This window comes from Parapedobacter sp. GCM10030251, assembly GCF_042666505.1.
Lineage (GTDB): Bacteria > Bacteroidota > Bacteroidia > Sphingobacteriales > Sphingobacteriaceae > Parapedobacter.
Map to the genome: position 1 here is coordinate 357,273 of NZ_JBHTDN010000003.1, position 20,730 is coordinate 378,002.

The window sequence follows — 20,730 nt, forward strand, 5'->3', positions numbered from 1 at the left end:
TGGTTAGTTTTGTCTACCCAAAGATTACGCTGTGCGGTATGATGGCGTTACTAAATAATGCAAGATAATGCAAGCGATGGATGAACGCAGTCGGACAAAGGACCGGGATTGGCTGGAGGCATTGAGTGCAGACAACAAGAACGCGTTTACTGCCATCTACGAGGCCTATCATAACAATCTCTACCTATATGCATTTAAGCTGGTGAAAGATGCGGACGAGGCGGCAGACATGGTGCAGGAAGTGTTTGTCTATCTGTGGGAGAAGCGCCGTGATTTGCGCTTGACCGGAGCACTCCTCCCTTATCTTTACGAATGTGTGCGGCACCGATTCCTGAACCTTTCGGACCACCGCAAAGTACAGGAGAAGTTTGTGGATTATCTGCAGCACCGTGGCGATTATGCCCTGGATACCACTACCCGTGATTTGGAGGAGAAGGAGCTGATGGATTACCTGGATAGCGTCTCCAAACGTTTTTCGATCCACATGGCGGAGGTCTTTTGGTTGAAACGACAGGGTTTCCGTAATGACGAAATTGCTGGGAAATTGAATTTATCCATTAAAACTGTCAAAAACCTTTCAACCGCCGCCTTGAAGCAATTACGATTTAAGCTAGGCCGGGTGATTTCCCTGCTCATCATGATTACGTTGCAAAATTTTTAAAAAAAAATCGGGACTTTTTTGGGGCTTCGCTTCCATGATCTTAGAAACGCAACGGTTTCCGGGAATTCATGGAGCGGAAAGACATAAAAGAACTTTTAGAACGTTATCGACGGGGCCATTGTTCCGATGAGGAACGCGCTTGGATAGAGCGTGGGTTTACGGAATATATCCATGAATCAAAAGAACTGCCCGATGAGGCGGATTGGATGCGTGCGAATCGCGCGATTCGGAAGGGGGTATTCCGCCGCGTAAACGCACACCTACCTAACAAATACCTGTATTGGGCAGTTGCTGCTGCCGTACTGATTATCGTGGGCATTGTGTGGCAGTTGCCGGTTGGCAGGCCGGATCCATCGGCCGTCACACAGGCGGAGGTTGCGGACATCGATCCGGGCGGTGAACGTGCTACCCTGACATTAGCCGATGGTAGGAAGATTCTTTTAGATGAAGCGGATACGGGGCAACTGGCTGTCGATCGCGGCATCCGTATTTATAAAACCGATGCGGGCGAAGTCGTCTATGAGATCGGCGGGGAAGCCGACCATGTGACTGCGCTGAATACCATTGAAACGCCCAGGGGCGGGCAATATAAGGTTATCCTGCCGGATGGCACCAACGTTTGGCTGAACGCCGCTTCTTCACTCACCTACCCCACGCGGTTTGCGGATGCCGAACGCCGGGTCACCTTAGTCGGCGAGGCGTATTTTGAGGTCAATCGACAATATTCCCCAAATGCGCGGAAGATACCCATACCCTTCGTGGTTGAAGCCGGAATTCAGCAAGTCGAGGTGCTTGGCACACATTTCAATGTGAACGCTTATGCCGACGAACCTACTACCAAGACAACCTTATTGGAAGGAGCGGTACGGGTGACCGACAAAACGGGCAGGTTTTCACGTGTATTGCAGCCTGGTGAGCAATGTGCTGCAACCGGAACAGCGTTTTCAGTTTTGCCGGTCGATACCGAATCGGTTATGGCGTGGAGAAATAACGTATTCTATTTCTACCGTACGGACCTCCCAGGTATTTTGCGGCAGATAGAACGGTGGTACGATGTGGAATTTGACCCAGTCGACATGCCGGTGGATATCCGGTTGTATGGAGAAATTGGGAAAGACAAAAAACTATCTGTGGTGCTTGAAGCGCTTTCAGCCAATACCGGATTGCATTTTGAACGAAAAGGAAGGAGGATTGCTGTGACTAAATAATGACTATTCAACGTCATGGGCACGCATAAGAGGCTGGAATTGCGCCAACAACTCCAGCCAGACTGTTTGGCCATGAAACTTAATTTCCCTTAGGATTGCTTGAACTAAATTCATAACCAAACGTAACAAATGTATGAAATATGTCCCTTACTTTAGGGAGGCAGTGAAAATTGCGGCCAGTACCGTGGCCACAATTTTCCGCCTGACTCCTCGATGTCCATTAGCTATGAAACTAACCCCTTTAGTGGTTATCCTGCTGGTACTGAATACCTATGCGGAAACCTCATTGGCCCAGCGGGTCAGCATCCGGGCAAACAATGCACCGCTCGAAAGCGTGCTGCGCGAGATCAGAAAGCAAAGCGGCTATGATTTTTTGATTAAGGAAGAATACCTAGGCAAATTGCGGCCGGTCTCTGTGGACGTGTCTGAAATGGAAGTAGGTAATGTCCTTCCTATGTTATTTGCTAATCAGCAATTTGACTATGCAGTCAATGGAAAGATCATTACACTGAAGCCGAAGCGGCCGGAAGTGGCCGCCAGGCAGGTCGCGATGCAAGAGGCCGTGCAAGGCGTTGTAACCGACAGCACGGGCGCACCCATCGTGGGTGCAAGTGTGTATGTCAAAGGAACGAATAAAGGCATGATGACCGATGCGGATGGCCGCTTTGCGTTATCCGGGGTGAACCCCGGCGCGATTCTCGTGATTTCGAACACGGGTTACCAGACACGCGAAATACCGGTAGGCACGCAAACCAATCTTACCGTGGTGCTGTCGGCGGTTTCGCAGGAAATTGACGAGGTGATCGTTGTTGCCTACGGAACAGCAAAAAAGAAAGATTTTACGGGCTCGGTATCGGCAATTTCGGCCGATAACATCAAACAACAGCAGGTGTCTTCGGTTTCGCAGGCCCTGGAGGGTGCTGTGGCGGGCATACAACTTACCAGCGAATCCGGTCAACCGGGTCGTGACGCCCGTATCCGCGTGCGTGGGATGGGGAGTATCAATGCCTCAAACGACCCCCTGATTGTGGTTGATGGCGCTGTGTCCAACCTGCCCCTTTCGGCATTGAACCCGGACGACGTTGAGTCGATTGTGGTATCCAAAGACGCGGCCGCCAATGCGGTCTACGGATCGCGGGCGGCAAACGGATTGATCTTGGTGACAACAAAAAAAGGAAAGACCGGAAAGCCTAAAATCGGTGTTGATTTCCGCTGGGGCGGTGTAAGCCAAGGGGTGCCTGACATGGAAATCATTCGCAATCCGGCTACTTATTATGAATATACCTGGAGCGGTATCTACAATTTTATGCGCTATCGCCAGGGTTATTCCGATGCGGACGCCCGGCAATATGCCAGCAACAATCTGTTTACGGCCAATGGCTCCAGCAATAATGGAAACGGATTGGGCAACTACATGAATTATAAACTTCCGGAAGGAACGACGTTGATTGATCCCGCAACGGGGAAAATCCGGCCGGAGGCCCAATTGCTGTATAACGATGATTGGCAGGACTATTTTCTGCAAACCGCATTCCGGCAGGAGTATAATACCAATATCAGCGGAGCAAACGAAAATACCGATTATTACGTGTCCCTGGGCATGCTTAAAAACCCCTCGTTTGTAATGGGATCGGATTTTGATCGCCATTCTGCGCGGGTGAGCCTGAACACGAAAATAGCTTCTTGGCTGAAAGGTGGCGCGAATATGGCGTATTCGAAGACGTATTCCAATGCACCTGAAGGTTATACCGGCGGTACGGTGAATACCAACATCTTCACCTTCATGAACCTTTTTGCGCCTACGTATCCTATCTATGCGTACGACCGGGATGGAAATATCGTCCGCGATGCGAACGGCAACCCGACGTACGATATGGGAACCAATCAGACGTATTCTCCATATGGCCCCACGGCACGCAGTGCGTTTAACGGGTATTCGCCGGCGGTGTATTTCGAGAAAGACCTTACCGAGACCACGCGCGACTTTTTCTCAGGAAGGGGTTATCTGGAAGCGAAATTCCTGAAAGACTTTACGTTGCGGACGGACTTGTCAATTGACAATCAATATCAAAACAGCCGCGAGTACGGAAATAATGAAAGCGGTACGGCTGCGCGCGACTACGAAGGCTCCATTCGGGGAAGATGGAATAAGGCGATGACCATCAACCTGACGCAGTTATTGACGTGGAATCGATCATTCGGCGAGCACAACGTGGACGCACTGGTTGGCCACGAGTTCAATAAATACCGCTTGGATCAGATGGACGGCACCAAATACAAGATGTTTGCGCTGGATAACCCCAGCATGGGGAATGCGGTGCGTGTGTTATCATTGTCGGGCGGTGACGAAGAAAATGCACTGGAAGGTTATTTCAGCCGTCTAAACTATAATTTCGCTGGCAAATACTACCTGTCCGGCAGTCTGCGTACCGACGGATCTTCGTATTTCCGGGGCAACCGCTGGGGCACATTCTGGTCGGTGGGCGGTGCCTACCGCATTGCGGAAGAAGCGTTTATTAAAGACAATATCAGCTGGCTGAATGACTTACGGTTGAGGGCCAGTTATGGTGTGCAGGGCAACAATGGGGTACACCCCTCCACTCGGTATGCTTGGACCAATACCTATACCCTATCGGGAGTGGGCAGCATTACCGATGCACAATTTGCGCTGGCTGCAAGTACCTGGGGAGATCCTTCCATTACCTGGGAGTCAAATCATATTGTGGACGTCGGACTGGATTTCCGCTTTTGGAACCGGTTTTATGGTACGGTCGATTACTTCCGCCGCAAGACGGTAGACATGCTGTTGAGCGTTTCCTATCCGGCATCCGCCGGTCGCGCCGGCGCATTGCGGAATGTAGGCAAATTGCTGAATACCGGTGTCGAGGTGGAGCTGGGTGTCGATATTATCCGTAAACAGGACTTTGCCTGGTCGTTTAATGTGAACGCTTCCCGCTACCGTACGACGTTGCTGGAAATTCCGGATAACATGAAGTCAAACGATCTGAATGGCGGCTATCTATCGGGGAACTACCTGAGGCGCGAAGGGACAGATTATTTCAATTTGTATATGTACCGATATGCCGGCGTCGATCAAGAGACGGGCCTTGGTAGGTTGTACAAGCAGCTCAAAGAGGCCGACCTGCCCAATTATCCCGGCCATGCCATTGGCGATATAGTGACGACGACTGAAGGTTCGCAGGCAACACGCTTTGAACTGGGATCGGCTACGCCCGATCTGGTGGGCGGTGCTTCGACAACCATCCGCTATAAGAATTTTGATCTGGGAGTAGCTGCAAGCTGGCAATTGGGTGGGAAAGTCGTATCCCGCACGTATCAGTACTTGACTTCGCAGACCATCGGCCGCGGCGTACACGTCGACATGCTGAATGGATGGACGCCGGAAAACCCCAATTCAAATATTCCGATGGTCGCACTGGGTGGAACGAACTTCGGCGTTTCCCCGATCGGCGGAGGCGAGGGCCAGTACTCCGATTTTAGCCTTTTTGATGCCGATTACTTCAATCTCCGTAGCATCAACCTGGGTTATCGCTTTTCGTCGAACTTGGCGAGGCGCTTGTATTTAGATGGGTTGCGGGTATATGTGGCGGCTGATAACTTGTTTTTTATATCGGCCAAAAAAGGATTGGATCCCCGGCAGTTATTGGACGGAACGAGCATCAATCCGTTTAACTATCCGCAGACCAAGGCCATTTCATTTGGGTTGAATATCAGCATTTAATAGAAATGAACATGAAAAAAATGAAAAATATATATTACCTGTTATCCGTCGGGGTCTTTTTGCTGGCGGGGGCCTGTAACAACCAGTTGGATATTGATCCGACCGGCGACCGGGTAACGGAAGAAGACATTCAGAAGCTGGTCAAACAGGATCCCGATCTGGTACTGCAACCGATGCTTAACGTCATGGTAGCGGCCATAAATGGATTTACCTATTCGAGTTCAGTGGATACCCGCAATTTTCAGGTCATCAACATGCTCTTGAATCTGAAAGGGAATGATATGGTGTTGGCAAACCGTAACGGCGGATGGCTGGTAAATGATTACGAACTCCGCGCTTATCGGGAACAAAGCACGGCCCGTGTAGCCGTGTATTGGGGTACTTTTTACAAGTATATTTACTATGCCAATGAAATCCTCACCTTGATCCCGCCCGACGTGGATTTAAGCGCTGCTACGGGAACCAACGAAAAAATCATGCGGTATAAGGCCGCTGCATTGACGATGCGTGCTTTTTCATACACGTATCTGATGTGGCTATATCAGGATGATTACCTGCATGGAGGCAAAGATAAGGCGGGTGTACCGTTGCATCTCGACAACAAGGATCCGTTCAAGGATCGTGCACCGGCTGCGCAGGTGTGGGCACAAATCCTAGCCGATGCCCGCGAAGCGGTCCGCCTGTTTGAAGCGGCAGGTTCGTATCAGACGGAAGATCGCACCGATATCGATGGTACCGTTGCGGAGGTAGTTCTCGCCCGTGCGGCACTTACTACCGGCGATTGGGAAACGGCTGCTTCAGCCGCAGGACGGGTGGTAGCAGCCTACCCGACATTGATGAATGAAACGCAATATACCACATCGGGAATGACGTTGCTGGACAACGAAGCGATTTTCGGTTACAAGGTAGACATCAATACCAGCAAAGGCACTTCCTCATTCCCCGGTTGGATGAACCCGTTGGGAGAAGGTGGTTATGGTGGATCGCAGGCCTCATGGCTGGCCATTGACCGTCGGTTGTACGATCAAATTCCGGAAACGGATTACCGCAAGGCAAATTTCGTAGCGGAAGACTTCATGGAAATTACCTATCCTTCTTCCGGGTCTACGGTTCACTATCCAAAATATAACAGTACGAAGTTTGCCGCTGGCACACTGACGGGTATGACAACCGCGTATTATCAAAACGAGATCTATATGCGCGCCTCGGAATTGATTCTGGTAAAAGCCGAGGCGGAAGCCCGCTCAGGTGATGATGCCGCCGCGCAAAATACGTTGTTCCAGTTGGTGTCAAAGCGGGACCCGGCGTACGTGAAATCTACAAAGACCGGCGAGGCACTGCTGGCTGAAATCCAGCTGCATCGCCGGATAGAACTCTGGGGCGAGGGTGGTTTCGAATTTTATGACAACAAGCGATGGAATATTCCGGTGGATCGGACGGATTCGCCCAACCATCTCTACAAGGAAGTAACGTTGTCTCCGCAAAAAGACTATACGTTTCAGTTGCCCTTGGAGTCAGAGCTGCTGCTTAATCCGAATATCACGGAGCAGAATCCGTAGTGCGAAGTTGTAAATGGGAACGACAACTATCAAAATTAAGTGACTTAACTATGTTTTTTAAACAGACAACCGCCGTATTACTCGCCATTATTGCAACCTGCGGGCTATTGCATGCACAGCCGACGCCGGCAGATTCCTTCTTTGTGGAACAGCATTACACGAAGCGAGAAGTGCGGATACCGATGCGCGATGGCGTACACCTGTTTACGGCGGTTTATGTTCCAAAAGATACGACGAGGACCTATCCGATCCTCTTCATGCGTACACCCTACAGCGTTGCCCCATACGGCGAAGGCCGCAACAAGGTGCCGCTTGGACCCAACAGGCAATTTATGCATGAAGGGTTTATTTTTGTTTATCAGGACATACGGGGGAAGTACTTATCGGAAGGGGATTTCGTGGCGGTTCGGCCGTATATAAAAGACAAGCGGAGCAAGCACGACGTTGATGAAAGTTCGGATGCGTACGATACCATTGATTGGCTGCTGAAAAACATCAAGGGCCATAATGGCCGCGTGGGAATCTGGGGGATTTCCGCTCCGGGCGGTTACGCGACGGCGGCGCTGCTGGATGCTCACCCTAATCTGGTTGCCGTTTCCCCGCAGGCCCCCGTAACCGATTGGTTTATGGGCGACGATCGTCATCATAACGGTGCGTTTATGCTGATGGGATCGTTCTCCTTTGTGTCTTCCTATGGCAGGGCGAGGGATAGTATTTCCACCCGCGGACTCGCTGGTTATGGAGGTTACGGTACGCCGGATGGTTACGATTTTTATTTGAGGCACGGCACCTTGAAGAACCTTTCGAAATTACTGGAACCGATGGAAAATCCGCTGTGGGATGACCTGATGAGCCATGGCACGTACGATGCGTTCTGGAAAGCGCGTACGCCGCTGCCGCATTTGAAGAATGTCCAACCGGCGGTATTGACCGTAGGAGGATGGTTCGATCAGGAGGATCTGTACGGCCCATTAAAGACGCAGGCGGCGATTGCGAGCCAAAGCCCGGCAACCCGGCAGACCTTTGTGATGGGGCCCTGGTATCACGGTACCTGGGCCCGTGACAAGGGCGATTGGCTGGAAAACATTCCCTTTGGTTCGGCAACCGGCGACTTCTACCGGGAAACCATCGAATTTCCCTTTTTTATGCATCACCTGAAAGGTAAACCGGACCCGCATTTGCCCCCGGCATACATTTTTGATACGGGTGCACTCCACTGGAGGGCCTACGATCAATGGCCTCCGAAACAGGCAACCTCTCGAAAGCTTTATCTCCAACCTAAGGGAGAACTTGCCTTTGTACCGCCTCCTTCAGGCGATGCAAGCGGATTTGCTGCCTATTACAGCGATCCGAATCGGCCGGTTCCGTATACAGCGGAGACCCGGTTGATGCGCGGCAGGGAATACATGGTAGAAGACCAACGTTTCGCTGCCCGCAGACCCGACGTGTTGGTGTTTGTTTCCGATCCATTGGAGGAACCGCTGCAAATAGCAGGACGGTTAACGGCAAATCTGTTCGTCAGGACAACGGGGACGGATGCGGACTTTATTGTCAAATTGATTGACGTGTTTCCGGACAATACACCGAACCATCCGGAAAAGCCCACGGCGGTTATGGGCGGATACCAGCTCATGGTTCGCGGAGAAGTAATGCGCGCCAAATTCCGAAACAGCTTCGAACATCCCGAGCCACTTGATACAGCCGCCGTCAATCAGGTTTCTTTCGATATGCAGGACGCAGCGCATACGTTTAAAAAAGGACATCGGATTATGGTGCAGATCCAAAGTTCATGGTTCCCATTGGTAGATCGTAATCCACAGCAATTTATGGATATCTACCAAGCGGACGCAACGGATTTCAAACCTGCTTGGCACCGCGTGTTCTTTACTCCGCAATATCCCTCAAACGTAGACCTTATGGTCATTGAAAATTAATTACTTCAAGAGATGACAACAATCAGATACATACTTACCATTTGCTGGTTATTGACCAGCGTTTTTGCCGGAGCGCAGGAAGCAGACCTTTCATACGCCAGGCACGTAGTGAAGAAGCTGGCATCGCCGGCATTCAACGGTCGTGGCTACCGGAAGGATGGCGACAAAAAGGCGGCCGCATTCATTGCGAAGGCCTTCAGAAAGCAGGGAGTGGAGCCATTATTCGGCGACTCTTATTATCAACCGTTTGAATTGGGTGCCAACACATTTCCAGGAAAACTTCAGGTATCACTTAATGGCAAAAGTTTGGAACCGGGCGTAGACTTTATTGTCTGGTCCGGAAGTCCCGCTGTGAAGGGGCAATTCCCGGTGAATGTCATCAAACGGAGCGATTTATACGGTTCACTGTCGGATGCGCTTCGACATGTAAATTCTACGCATTACCTGCTGATCGACAATCGTAGGGAGGCGGGAGAGTCCAAGGAACTGGCGGAGAAAGCAAATGCTGCGATTTTGCATCTCCGGAATGCGGATGAACTTGCCTTGCCCGGAGTCATCCTGTGTGACCATGCCAAGCTCACCTGGTCGTCCCAAACCAAGCCGAGCGCCCGGCCGGTGATCTTCGTAAATCAACCCGCTGTCGACCCGCTGGCGGTTACGTCGGTTGCGCTAAACGTGGAATCGGTTTGGACACCGGACTACGAGACACAAAATGTTGCGGGGATTATACGGGGTAAGACGAACCCGGATTCCTTAATTGTGGTATGTGCGCATTATGACCATCTGGGCCGTATGGGTAAGAAAAACTACATTCCGGGTGCCAATGACAATGCCAGCGGAACGGCCTTTATCATGGACCTCGCTAGGTATTATGCAGCAAATCCACCGGCATATACGATGGTTTTTATCGCTTTCTCCGGCGAAGAATCCGGACTTTTGGGATCGAAAGCGTTTGTCAAAAATCCACCGTTTGATCTATCCAGTATCAAATTTTTGATCAATTTTGACATGGTGGGTACCGGAGAAGATGGGATGACGGTGGTCAATGCGCCGATGTTTCCGGAAGCGTTCAGCAAGCTGATTGCGATTAATAAAGACAAGAATTATTTGAAGGCAATAAATAGCCGCGGGGAATCCTGTAACAGCGATCATTGCCCATTTTATGAAAAGGGTGTGCCCAGTTTTTTCATTTATACGCACGGAGGGACTGCGGCGTACCATGACATCAACGATCGATACGAGACGCTTCCCTTCACGGCGTTTGCGAATCTCAAACAGTTGATCATCGATTTTTTTGAGTAAAGATCAGAGCAGCTCCACCAGCTTTTCAAAAGCCATGCCACGCGAGGCCTTGAGCAAGACCAGTGCACCCTGCACCGGTTGTTTGCGCAGGGCCTCGCTGGCTTCTTCGGTTGTATCGTAAAATTCCGCGCCCGTTCGGCGGTGTTGGGCGAATGCCTGGCCGACAAATAACACCCGAGAAGCATTGAGTGAACAGGCTTCGGCGACAACCTTACCGTGTTCTTCATACGACTCGTTGCCCAACTCAAACATATCACCCAGAATGATCACTTTTTTGTCGGCCTTGAGGACACGCAAGTTTTCCAATGCGGCGGCCATGCTGCTGGCATTGGCATTGTAATAGTCTCGGATGACGGTGTTATTCGGCGTTTTGGTCAGTTGCGAGCGATTGTTAGCGGGGGCATACCCCGATATTCCCCGATTAATTTTTTCAGGCGATAAGCCAAAAAACCGGCCGATGCAGATAGCCGCGAGTACATTTTCGGTGTTATAAGATCCCGTGAGTTGGGTATGAACCGTATGGGATGCCTGATCTCCGTTTTCTGCCCACCTCACCTCCAAAAGCGGACTGGCTTCGATCAATTGCCCGGTGAGCTGATTGTCGGGCGAAAATCCGTAGGTAACTACCTGATCGATCTGACGTGTGGCGGCCATGCCGCGAAGAAACGGATTGTCGGACTGTAAAAATAAGGTGCCTTGACGGCTTGCCAGGTAATCGTATAGTTCACCTTTCGCTTGCTTAACACCTTCAAAACTACCAAAGCCTTCCAGGTGGGCTTTTCCCACATTGGTGATCAATCCGTGTGTAGGTTGTGCGATTCCGCAGAGGAACGCGATCTCTCCAACATGGTTGGCGCCCATTTCGATGATCGCCATCTCCGTTTGCGGGCGGATCGACAGGATGCTCAGCGGTACACCGATGTGGTTGTTTAAGTTTCCCCGGGTTGCATACGTGTCAAACTGCTGCGACAACACGGAATGAATCAGCTCTTTGGTGGTTGTTTTGCCATTGGTGCCCGTAATGCCGATCACCGGAATCTGCAACTGGCTTCGATGGTGCCTGGCCAAGTCCTGCAACGCGGTGAGTACGTCCGGAACGAGCAGAAAGCGGTCATCTGCTTGATATTGCGCTTCGTCGATAACGACATAAGAAGCGCCCTTTTCGAGGGCTTCGGCAGCGAATGCATTGCCGTTGAACGTATCCCCCTTTAGGGCAAAAAATAAACTCTGCGCTTGGATATTGCGCGTATCGGTGCTGATAATCGGATGCGCTAGAAAATAGGAGTATAAGGACGTAGTTTCCATGGTACAAGTTTACTTAAAAAGTAGGGAAGTGGAAAGTGCGGCACTTTTTGTGAAAATACATTTTTTTGCAGCATATTTTATTATTGTTGCATAAAAACGCATATTTCTGAATTCTTTTTTGTAACGTTGTCTAAACCAATTAAACCCATTAAATCGAAGGGAAGACCCATACCGAAATTAAATGGCGTGAAAAGATATAAATATGCAGAAATCATACTTTTTTTTGTTTGTTCTGTTGGTGTTCGGTGGTGCGTTGTCTCATCCGGTTGAAGCGGTCGGTCAGGAAGGTCGTCGCCTAAAGATTGTTTCCGCTGAAATGGATAGCTTGGCCATAAATGATTCTGTTGCTTTTTTCCAGGGAATGGCAGATCCATCTGGTCAGCTGTTTTTAAACGGTGAGGAAGTGAAAATTTACGGTACGTGCGTCTTTGCGGCTCCCTTGTATTTGCAGGAGGGAATGAACGAATTCCAGGTAGCACATGTGTTGGATCGTGATACGATGCAGAGACGATTGGTTGTGGTTTATCAAAAGCCTACGCGGCCTTCACCTATGGCCGGATTTGCCATCGAATACACCAGATTGTCTTCAGGGGGAGATCTATCGCTGCAACCCGGTGATTTGTTACAAGTGGAGATGAAAGCTACTCCTGGAATACAGGCGACTTTCTATAAGGGCATTCCGATGTTCGAAGCGGACTCGACAGAAACAGGCGTAAGTGGGGTTTATCGCGGCGAATATACCTTGCAGCCATCCGATATGCTTGCCGCCGAAACGCTACCCTTTTCTCTCCACGACCCGAAGACCAAGAAGGTCGTTCGGGTAGAAAACCGGCAGCGGCTGACAGTGCTTAACCAAGCGCAGTTCGTTGGCGGTCAGTGCGGTAGACCGGCTTGGAAATGAGAGTTCCATAGAAACGTTAATGATTAATTAGTAGACAATTGTGATATATATGAATAAGCTCATTTATTATGGTTTTTGCTGTTTGGTTGGCTGCATATCGGTCAATCAGGCAGCCGTGGGCCAGCAACCCACACTCGAAACGCTTACGGCATATCCCTTTCCGTCAGAACTCACTACGGCATCGGAGGGCAATCGCCTGGCAGTGGCAATCAACGAACAGGGAAGACGCAACATTTACGTTGCGGAGGCGCCAGGCTTTACCTACCGGAAACTTACCGAATACGACAGCGATCTCGGTGACGAAATCACCAGCCTGACCTTGTCGCCGGATGGCAAACAGGTGGTCTTTGTGAAAGGAGGCGATCACGGTGCTTACCTGGAAAGCGTTCCCCGGAATCCAGCCTCGCTAACCACCGAACCCCGTGTGCAGGTATGGAGCGTACCGTTTGAAGGCGGTACACCGGAATTGCTGGGCGAGGGCGATTATCCGGTTATCCACCCCGATGGCAAACAGGTGGTGTTTACGCAACGCGACGAGGTGTATCATTGTGCCATAGACGGCAGCACAAAGGCAACGCGGTTGTTTTATGCACGGGGATCAATCAGCGGGCTCCAATGGTCGCCGGATGGGCAATCGCTGGCTTTTGTTTCATCCCGGGGCAGCCATTCCCTTATTGGCATTTACCGGCGGGGTGCGGAAACCATCCAATGGATAGCACCTACCTTTTCACGCGACGCTTCCGTCCGTTGGTCGCCGGACGGTAATCAGGTGGCATTTATCCGCCGGAAGGCATCTGGAGGAGCGCCGGATTCGTTGCTGGCTCCGGTTATTGATCCTTGGGAGATCTGGGTAGCCAAAGTGGAAACCGGGGCGGCCGAGGCAATTTGGAAAGCGCCGGTGACGCCCCGTGGGGCGGTACCCACCACCCATGGCGGTACTAACCTGCATTGGATGGGGAAGGGACGTATCGCTTTTGTTTCTTACCACGATGGTTGGCCTCATTTATATAGTGTGCCAGCGAGCGGAGGCGAGGAACTATTATTGACGCCCGGGAATTTCATGGTTGAGCACGTGAAGCCGTCGCCCGATGGGAATTGGTTGCTGGCCAGCGCAAATGCTGGCTCCGACGCAGACGACATCGACCGTCGCCATCTCATCCGTGTACCCGTTGATGAGCCGGCCATGGAGGTCTTGACCCCGGGGAAGGGTATCGAAACCTTTCCGGCGGTGACCGGCGACGGTAAACATTTGGTCTTCTTCAGCGCTACCGACCAGCGGCCTACGCTGGTAAGCGTCTTGCCATGGCCTGAACCCACTGGAAAGCCGCAATTGCTGGGCGAAGAATTGATTCCGGAAGCATTGGCCTCCGCCAAATTGATAACACCCAAGCGGGTTGAATTCAAGGCCCCCGACGGGACGACGGTATATGCCCAGCTGTTTGAGCCGGCCGACGCTCCAAAAAAGGCACCGGCAGTTGTGTTCATCCATGGCGGCCCGCAACGGCAGATGTTGCTGGGATGGCATTACGGTGACTACTACGCCAATACCTACGCCCTTAACCAATACTTGGCAAGCAAGGGATTTGTGGTGTTGTCTGTGAACTATCGGCTGGGGATCGGTTATGGGTTCGACTTTCACAAGCCGCTGCAGGCTGGGCGATACGGGGCTTCGGAATACCAGGACATCAAAGCGGCGGGCGAGTGGCTGGCTTCCCAACCTCAGGTGGATGCAGACAGGATCGGCGTTTACGGGGGGTCGTACGGTGGTTTTCTGACGGCGTTGGCCTTGGGGAAAGATTCCGATTTATTTGCCGCGGGGGTGGATATACACGGGGTACACAATTACATCGGACGGATCCCATCGGTTAGCGCTGAACCCGCCCCGGATGCGCAAGCGGCGATCGAAATGGCACGCATCTCTTCGCCGGTATCCTATGTGGACACGTGGCGGTCGCCTGTGCTTTTTATCCATGGCGACGATGACGGGAATGTTGATTTCGATCAAACGATCGACCTGCTGCTGCGGTTGCAGGATAAGCCCGTTGAGATCGAGACGCTGATGATACCCGACGAGACGCACCATTGGATGCGATATGAGCATTTGTTAAACGTAGATCGGGCGGTGGCCGACTACCTGGAGAGAAAACTGATAAAAGAAAGATAATACCATTTATGAAGGAAACAGCAATAATATTGACGGCGGGTATCCTGCACACCGGCGATGCAAAAACCGCGCATGGCCTGATTCGCGAAAGCGGGCGGTTTCAGATCATCGGCGTGGTAGATCCCGTCCATGCAGGCAGCGATGCCGGTGAAGTGCTTGACGGAAAACACCGGCAGATTCCCGTCGTGAAAGACGTCGAAGCCGGTTTGGCCCTAGAACCCACCTATTGTATTGTTGGCGTGGCAACGATAGGGGGATATTTCCCTCCCGCGATGTTGGATGATATTCGACAGGTTTTGAAGGCAGGCGTTTCCGTAGTAAACGGCCTGCACGACTACTTGACGGAACATCCGGACGTTGTATCCCTGGCGTCGGCCAGCGGGGCGAAGTTGATTGACATCCGTAAACCTAAGCCGTTCCGCGAGCTGAAGTTTTGGAGTGGTGAAATCCTTAAGCTCCAAACACCTGTGATTGCGGTGATGGGAACGGACTGTGCCCTCGGCAAACGGACTACCGCCCGGTTGCTTGTTCAAGAAGGACGGCGATCGGGCTTAAACGTCGAGATGGTGTATACCGGGCAGACCGGCTGGCTGCAGGGTGGTGAATATGGGTTTATCTTTGATTCAACGTTGAATGACTTTGTCTCGGGTGAGTTGGAAGATGCTATTCTGCAATGTGCGCGGGAGGCGCAGCCCGATGTGATCCTGCTTGAAGGCCAATCCGCATTACGGAATCCCAGTGGCCCCGGAGGCGCAGAATTTCTGATATCCGGGCAGGCTAAGCACGTCATTCTAGTACACGCACCCAAGCGGCGGTATTATGAACATACGCCCGAGTGGGGCGAAATTCCTTCGATCGCCTCGGAAATTGAATTGATTGCCCAGTATGGTGCAACGGTCATCGCTTTGGCATTGAATACGGAAGACTGTACGGAGGCGGAGGCACTTGAATGGAAAGCACAATACCATGCCGAGCTGGGAATCCCTGTTTTGCTTCCATTGGAAGAGGGGTGTGCTGCTGCCATCCCATTGTTAAGGACACTTGCTAATAAACCGTTGGATGAACATTACAGCAGTTAGTTTTGAAAAGCGGTCTTTGCCACTGACACGGCCATATACCATTGCGCGGACAACGGTTTCGGCCGTGGAGATGGTTTTCGTGAAAATACAGCTGGCCGACGGAACCGTGGGGATCGGATCTGCCAGTACGGACGCTGACGTGGTCGGCGAGTGTGCGGACGATACGATCGCCAATCTGGAAAATGGCGGTGCGCAATGGCTGGTCGGAAAGGACATCCGCACGTTTATGGGGCTCATCCGCGAGACGCAGCGGACGTTCCCGCTACAACCCGGTACACAGGCCGTGATTGATCTAGCCTTACACGACGCGTTCGGTAAATGGATGGGTCTTCCAGTGGTAGACTTTTACGGCCGATACCACGTACAATTGCCGACATCGGTTACCATCGGTATAAAAGGGGTTGACGACACGCTGGAAGAAGCACAAGAATATCAGGATCGTGGTTTCCGGGTGCTTAAGGTGAAAACCGGTTTGGACGTAGCGGAGGATATCGAACGCATTGTGAAGTTGCGTGAGCGTTTCGGTGCCTATTTCGGAATACGTGTAGACGCAAACACCGGCTACACCTTAGCGCAATTGATCCGCTTTATGGAGGCGACTGCCCCATTGGACGTCGAACTGGTTGAGCAGCCGATGCCCCCGGGCAACGAAGACGCCATCCGCACCTTGCCGCGGATATTCAGGCAGCGGTTAGCTGCTGACGAGTCGCTCAAAAATGCAGTGTCTGCGGTGGAGTTGTGTGAAGGCGAACCGTATGGGATCTATAACATCAAATTGATGAAATGCGGCGGGATTACCGGAGCCATGGACATCGCCACAGTGGCCAAACAGCGCGATATTAAACTTTTTTGGGGCTGTAATGACGAGAGCATTGCGAGCATAACCGGAGCACTGCACGCCGCATTCGCCTGTCCGCATACACGGTACATCGACCTGGATGGGAGCTTGGATCTCGCGGCGGATTTCGTGGCGGGAGGATTTATATTGGAGAACGGCCTGATGCGGCTACCGGACGCACCGGGGTTGGGCTTGCACATGAATTGAAAAAATGGAAGCAACAAACACGTTAAAACGAACGGTAAGTGGATGGTCCGCCGTATTACTGATGATCAGTGCTGTAATCGGGTCTGGCGTATTCAAGAAAATTGTTCCGATGGCTGACAGCCTGCATGACGGTGCACTTATCTTGATCTGTTGGCTGGCTGCGGGTTTACTGAGCATGATCGGGGCGCTGTGTACCGCCGAGTTGGCGGCCATGATGCCGGGTTCGGGGGGTGAATATGTCTACTTCCGGAAGATTTACGGACGTTTTTTCGCATTTCTGTATGGCTGGGCAAATCTGGTGGTGATGCGTTCAGCGACCATTGCCGCGCTGGCGTTTGTGTTTTCGCAATCTGTGTATGCGCTGTTGCCTGCAAGTACAGTCGGCAACTGGGGGGAAGCGACCATCGTCGTTAAGATCTTTGCCTCCTTGCTGGTGGTCGGACTTAGTGCAGTCAACTATCGGGGGATGGTTTTCGGCGCATCGCTGAGCCGGGTTTTTATCCTGGGTATTATACTCGCCATGGTATTCTTTATTGGATATGCATACTTCGGGTATGAACCGGCTCCGGTAGTGGATGCTTCTTTTACAGTGTCACGTACTGCACCCGAAGGATTTGGTTGGATAACGGCATTTTTTGCGGCTTCCCTCGCCGCGTTCTGGGGATATGAAGGGTGGAACAACGTGGGCTACATCGGTGAGGAAGTGAAGAACCCGCAACGGAACATCCCTTTGGCGTTGATCCTGGGTACGGGGATTATCATCCTTCTGTACATCGTCATGAACGCCGCATACCTACGGATCATGCCGGTGGAGGCGTATGCCGCGATGATGGAAACCCCTGAAAAGATTGCAGCTGTTGAGGCGGCTTCGGTCATGAGCGGCCCTGTAGGCGGGGCAGTATTATCGGTTCTCATCTTATGCAGTACGTTTAACTGTACAAACAGCACGATCCTGCTTTCTTCGCGGATATTTTATGCACTGAGCAAAGACCGGTTGTTTCTTCCGTTTGCCTCCAAAGTGCATCCACGCTTTGGCACTCCTTCCAACGCGATTGTTCTCCAAGGGATGTGGGCCTGTCTGATGATCTGGATGGGTTCTTTTGATCAGTTAACGGACCTGCTGATCTTTGCGGCGTTCATCTTTTACGGCGCCACGGCACTCGGTGTCGTATTGATGCGCCGCAGGGCACCTGCCCTGGAACGCCCTTACCGTGCGCTTGGTTATCCGGTGTTGCCTATGCTGTTTTTTACGTTTTGCCTTGCATTGGTTGTCATCACGATTTATGGAAATCCGCTACGCTCATTAATGGGCCTGGGACTCATTGCCGCCGGCATCCCTATTTATTTTTACTTTATCAGAAGACAGAAAGTCGATATTAACCCCAAACCATTGGATTAACAGATTTAAAATGAAACAAACGGTAATTACAATCATGTGCAGCGCATTGCTGGCGCTGGGAGTTGGTGAAACCACATGGGCCCAGGAAGCTACACTTCCCCCTGGATTAGACGACTACGTAAACCGGGTGCTCCGGGAGTTTGAGGTGCCCGGAGTCGGTATAGGAATCGTTAAGGACGGCAAGGTAATATTGGCGAAAGGTTACGGAGTAAAAAAACTGGGCGATCCCGATCCGGTGGATGAACACACGCTATTTAACATTGCGTCAAACAGTAAGGCGTTTACGGCGACTGCATTGGCTATGTTGGTGGAAGAGGGGAAGCTAAAGTGGGAAGACCCTGTGATCAAGTACTTGCCGTATCTGCAATTCTCAGACGATTATGTGACCCAAAACCTAACGGTCCGCGATTTACTCGTGCATCATAGTGGCCTTCCGGCGTATGCCAATGATTTTTTGTTGTTTCCACCATCCACCTATAGCCGCAAGGAATTGCTCAAAAAGCTGAAAGGTGTGCCCTTGCAGTATGACTTCCGGTCGGTCTATGCGTATGACAACATCTTATACGTGGCAGCAGGAGAAGTAGTAGGAGCTGTCTCCGGTATGGCGTGGGAAGATTTTGTAAAAACCCGGATTTTTGATCGGGTCGGTATGGAAAATACCATTTCGCGTTACTCGACGTTGAAGGATCAACCAAATGTAGCATACGCGCACGCACGCCGCAACGGGAAGGTGGAAGTGCGTGAGCGTTACTTCGAAACCAATATAGGCGATAACGGCAATCCTGCCGGCGGTATCGCCTCTTCAGCCGCCGACATGTCACGCTGGTTAATTACCCAACTCGATTCCGGACGTACACCGGATGGATTCCGGATATTCGAGCCGGCGGCAACCGAACAATTATGGAAAATTATACGGCCGATGCCGATCGATAAAGAACCCGAATGGCTCAAACCCAACCAGAAAAACTTTTATGGTTATGCCCTTGGCTTCCGCGCCTACGATTACCGCGGGGTGAAAGTGATCGGTCATGGCGGGTTATTGACGGGGTTTGTTTCGCAGATTGCGATGGTTCCCGATCACGGCCTGGGCGTTGTCGTACTGACGAATCAGCTTTCTTCGGGCGCATACTGGGCCATTATTAACCATGTGCTCGACTATTACCTGGGTAACGAATCCTTTGATTGGATTGCTGGTTACAAAAAAGAGTTGGACCAGTCGTTAGCCCGGCAAGATTCGGCAAGGGCGAAATACAAGCCCGTGGCGCGGGATCCGGAATGGAAGCGTTCGTTGCCGCTGTCCTCGTATGCAGGCGCCTACCGCGACCGGTTACTGGGCCGCGGGGTAATCAGCCTTATCGGAGATAGTACATTACGTATCGATTTTACTAAATCACCACAATACAGCGGCCAGCTGCGTTATTTTCATGGCGACCAGTTCCAGTTGATTTATGATAATACCGATCGCGGCGAAGGGCCTTTCCTCACGTTCTTGTTCAATGCCGACAAGTCCATCCGTGAAGGCCATTTCGTTTCTGAAAAGGAAGGAGGGAGCAGCGACTGGTCCGATATTGTGCTGGCACCAGACAAAGAGGCTATCCTCGATACGGCCGACCTCCGAACCCGCATAAATAAACTTTTCAAAAAACATCCGGAAGGCCGTTTTGCCTATGCAGTCATGGACCTGCAAAGCGGCGAGCAGCTCTTATATAACGCACGGGAAACTTTCCACGCCGCCAGCACGATGAAAACCCCCGTCATGATTGAGGTATATAAGCAGGCGGCTGCAGGCAAATTTAACATCAACGATTCCCTTAACGTGTACAACACCTTCCGGAGTATTGTAGATAAAAGTAAGTTTTCGCTGCCTGCAAATACCGATAGTGAAGGGGATCTTTATGCACGTGTAGGCTCCAAGCTCACTTATCGCGACATTGTTTTCCGGATGATCACCGAAAGTAGCAACCTGGCGACCAATATCCTGATTGATCAAGTAGGCGCTAAAAACGTCATGAAAACCATGAAGGCTATGGGGGTGAACGATATACAGGTGCTTCGTGGTGTCGAGGACACCAAGGCCTACGAGCGCGGAATGAACAATACGACAACCGCCTACGACTTGATGTTAATTTTTGAACAACTGGCTAACAAATCGGTGGTTAGCCAAGCGGCAAGTGATGACATGTTGACCATATTAAAAGCGCAAAAGTTTAATAGTGTGATCCCTGCCCTACTCCCTGACGATGTAGTCGTTGCGCATAAAACAGGTTCTCTTCCTCAGGTACGTCATGATAGTGGCATTGTTTACCTGCCCGACGGGCGGGCGTATGTCGTGGTGTTGCTGTCTGATCAAATACCCGAAGGGATGTCCAGACCTACGTTGGCGCAGGTATCCAAATTGATATACGATTATATCAGTGAAAAACAGTAAAAA

Annotated in this window: 13 protein-coding genes; 12 read left to right on the plus strand and 1 reads right to left on the minus strand. The window is 51.3% G+C overall.

The window, feature by feature from the left end; genetic code table 11:
* Positions 1-76 precede the first annotated feature (76 nt).
* From ACFQRK_RS10785 to ACFQRK_RS10810, 6 genes are all read left to right on the plus strand, one after another.
* Positions 77-661, plus strand: a complete 585-nt coding sequence (locus ACFQRK_RS10785) for a sigma-70 family RNA polymerase sigma factor (protein ID WP_379006439.1) — start codon at positions 77-79, stop codon at positions 659-661.
* A 68-nt stretch (positions 662-729) separates the two neighbouring features.
* On the plus strand, positions 730-1,869 hold the full coding sequence (locus ACFQRK_RS10790; RefSeq protein ID WP_379006441.1) for a FecR family protein: 1,140 nt from the start codon (positions 730-732) through the stop codon (positions 1,867-1,869).
* A gap of 226 nt (positions 1,870-2,095) precedes the next feature.
* Positions 2,096-5,611: a SusC/RagA family TonB-linked outer membrane protein gene (locus ACFQRK_RS10795; protein ID WP_379006443.1), complete on the plus strand. Its 3,516-nt coding sequence runs from the start codon at positions 2,096-2,098 to the stop codon at positions 5,609-5,611.
* 11 nt (positions 5,612-5,622) lie between these two features.
* A complete protein-coding gene (locus ACFQRK_RS10800) occupies positions 5,623-7,170 on the plus strand; it encodes a RagB/SusD family nutrient uptake outer membrane protein (RefSeq protein WP_379006445.1) in 1,548 nt (515 codons plus the stop codon).
* A gap of 50 nt (positions 7,171-7,220) precedes the next feature.
* Positions 7,221-9,104 carry a CocE/NonD family hydrolase gene (locus ACFQRK_RS10805; RefSeq protein ID WP_379006447.1) on the plus strand — a complete coding sequence of 628 codons (1,884 nt, stop codon included), beginning with the start codon at positions 7,221-7,223 and terminating at the stop codon, positions 9,102-9,104.
* Positions 9,105-9,116: 12 nt separating this feature from the next.
* On the plus strand, positions 9,117-10,406 hold the full coding sequence (locus tag ACFQRK_RS10810; RefSeq protein WP_379006449.1) for a M28 family metallopeptidase: 1,290 nt from the start codon (positions 9,117-9,119) through the stop codon (positions 10,404-10,406).
* Between the two features lie 3 nt (positions 10,407-10,409).
* Here ACFQRK_RS10810 and murF read toward each other — a convergent pair whose 3' ends face one another.
* Entirely contained in the window at positions 10,410-11,711 is a 1,302-nt protein-coding gene (gene murF, locus ACFQRK_RS10815; RefSeq protein WP_379006451.1) for a UDP-N-acetylmuramoyl-tripeptide--D-alanyl-D-alanine ligase, read from the minus strand.
* A gap of 202 nt (positions 11,712-11,913) precedes the next feature.
* Here murF and ACFQRK_RS10820 point away from each other — a divergent pair, with 202 nt between their 5' ends.
* Genes ACFQRK_RS10820 through ACFQRK_RS10845 form a run of 6 tightly spaced genes read left to right on the plus strand, consistent with a single transcriptional unit; the run spans position 11,914 to position 20,727 of the window.
* The gene (locus tag ACFQRK_RS10820) at positions 11,914-12,612 is read left to right on the plus strand and encodes a hypothetical protein (protein ID WP_379006454.1); all 699 of its coding nucleotides are present in this window, start codon (positions 11,914-11,916) and stop codon (positions 12,610-12,612) included.
* Between the two features lie 49 nt (positions 12,613-12,661).
* A complete protein-coding gene (locus ACFQRK_RS10825; RefSeq protein WP_379006456.1) occupies positions 12,662-14,776 on the plus strand; it encodes a prolyl oligopeptidase family serine peptidase in 2,115 nt (704 codons plus the stop codon).
* Between the two features lie 8 nt (positions 14,777-14,784).
* Positions 14,785-15,855, plus strand: a complete 1,071-nt coding sequence (locus ACFQRK_RS10830) for a DUF1611 domain-containing protein (protein ID WP_379006459.1) — start codon at positions 14,785-14,787, stop codon at positions 15,853-15,855.
* A complete protein-coding gene (locus tag ACFQRK_RS10835; protein WP_379006461.1) occupies positions 15,836-16,900 on the plus strand; it encodes a mandelate racemase/muconate lactonizing enzyme family protein in 1,065 nt (354 codons plus the stop codon). Before ACFQRK_RS10830 ends, ACFQRK_RS10835 begins: the two co-directional genes overlap by 20 nt.
* 4 nt (positions 16,901-16,904) lie before the next feature.
* Positions 16,905-18,299 carry an APC family permease gene (locus ACFQRK_RS10840; protein ID WP_379006463.1) on the plus strand — a complete coding sequence of 465 codons (1,395 nt, stop codon included), beginning with the start codon at positions 16,905-16,907 and terminating at the stop codon, positions 18,297-18,299.
* A 10-nt stretch (positions 18,300-18,309) separates the two neighbouring features.
* Positions 18,310-20,727 carry a serine hydrolase gene (locus ACFQRK_RS10845; protein WP_379006464.1) on the plus strand — a complete coding sequence of 806 codons (2,418 nt, stop codon included), beginning with the start codon at positions 18,310-18,312 and terminating at the stop codon, positions 20,725-20,727.
* The last annotated feature ends 3 nt before the right edge of the window (positions 20,728-20,730 follow it).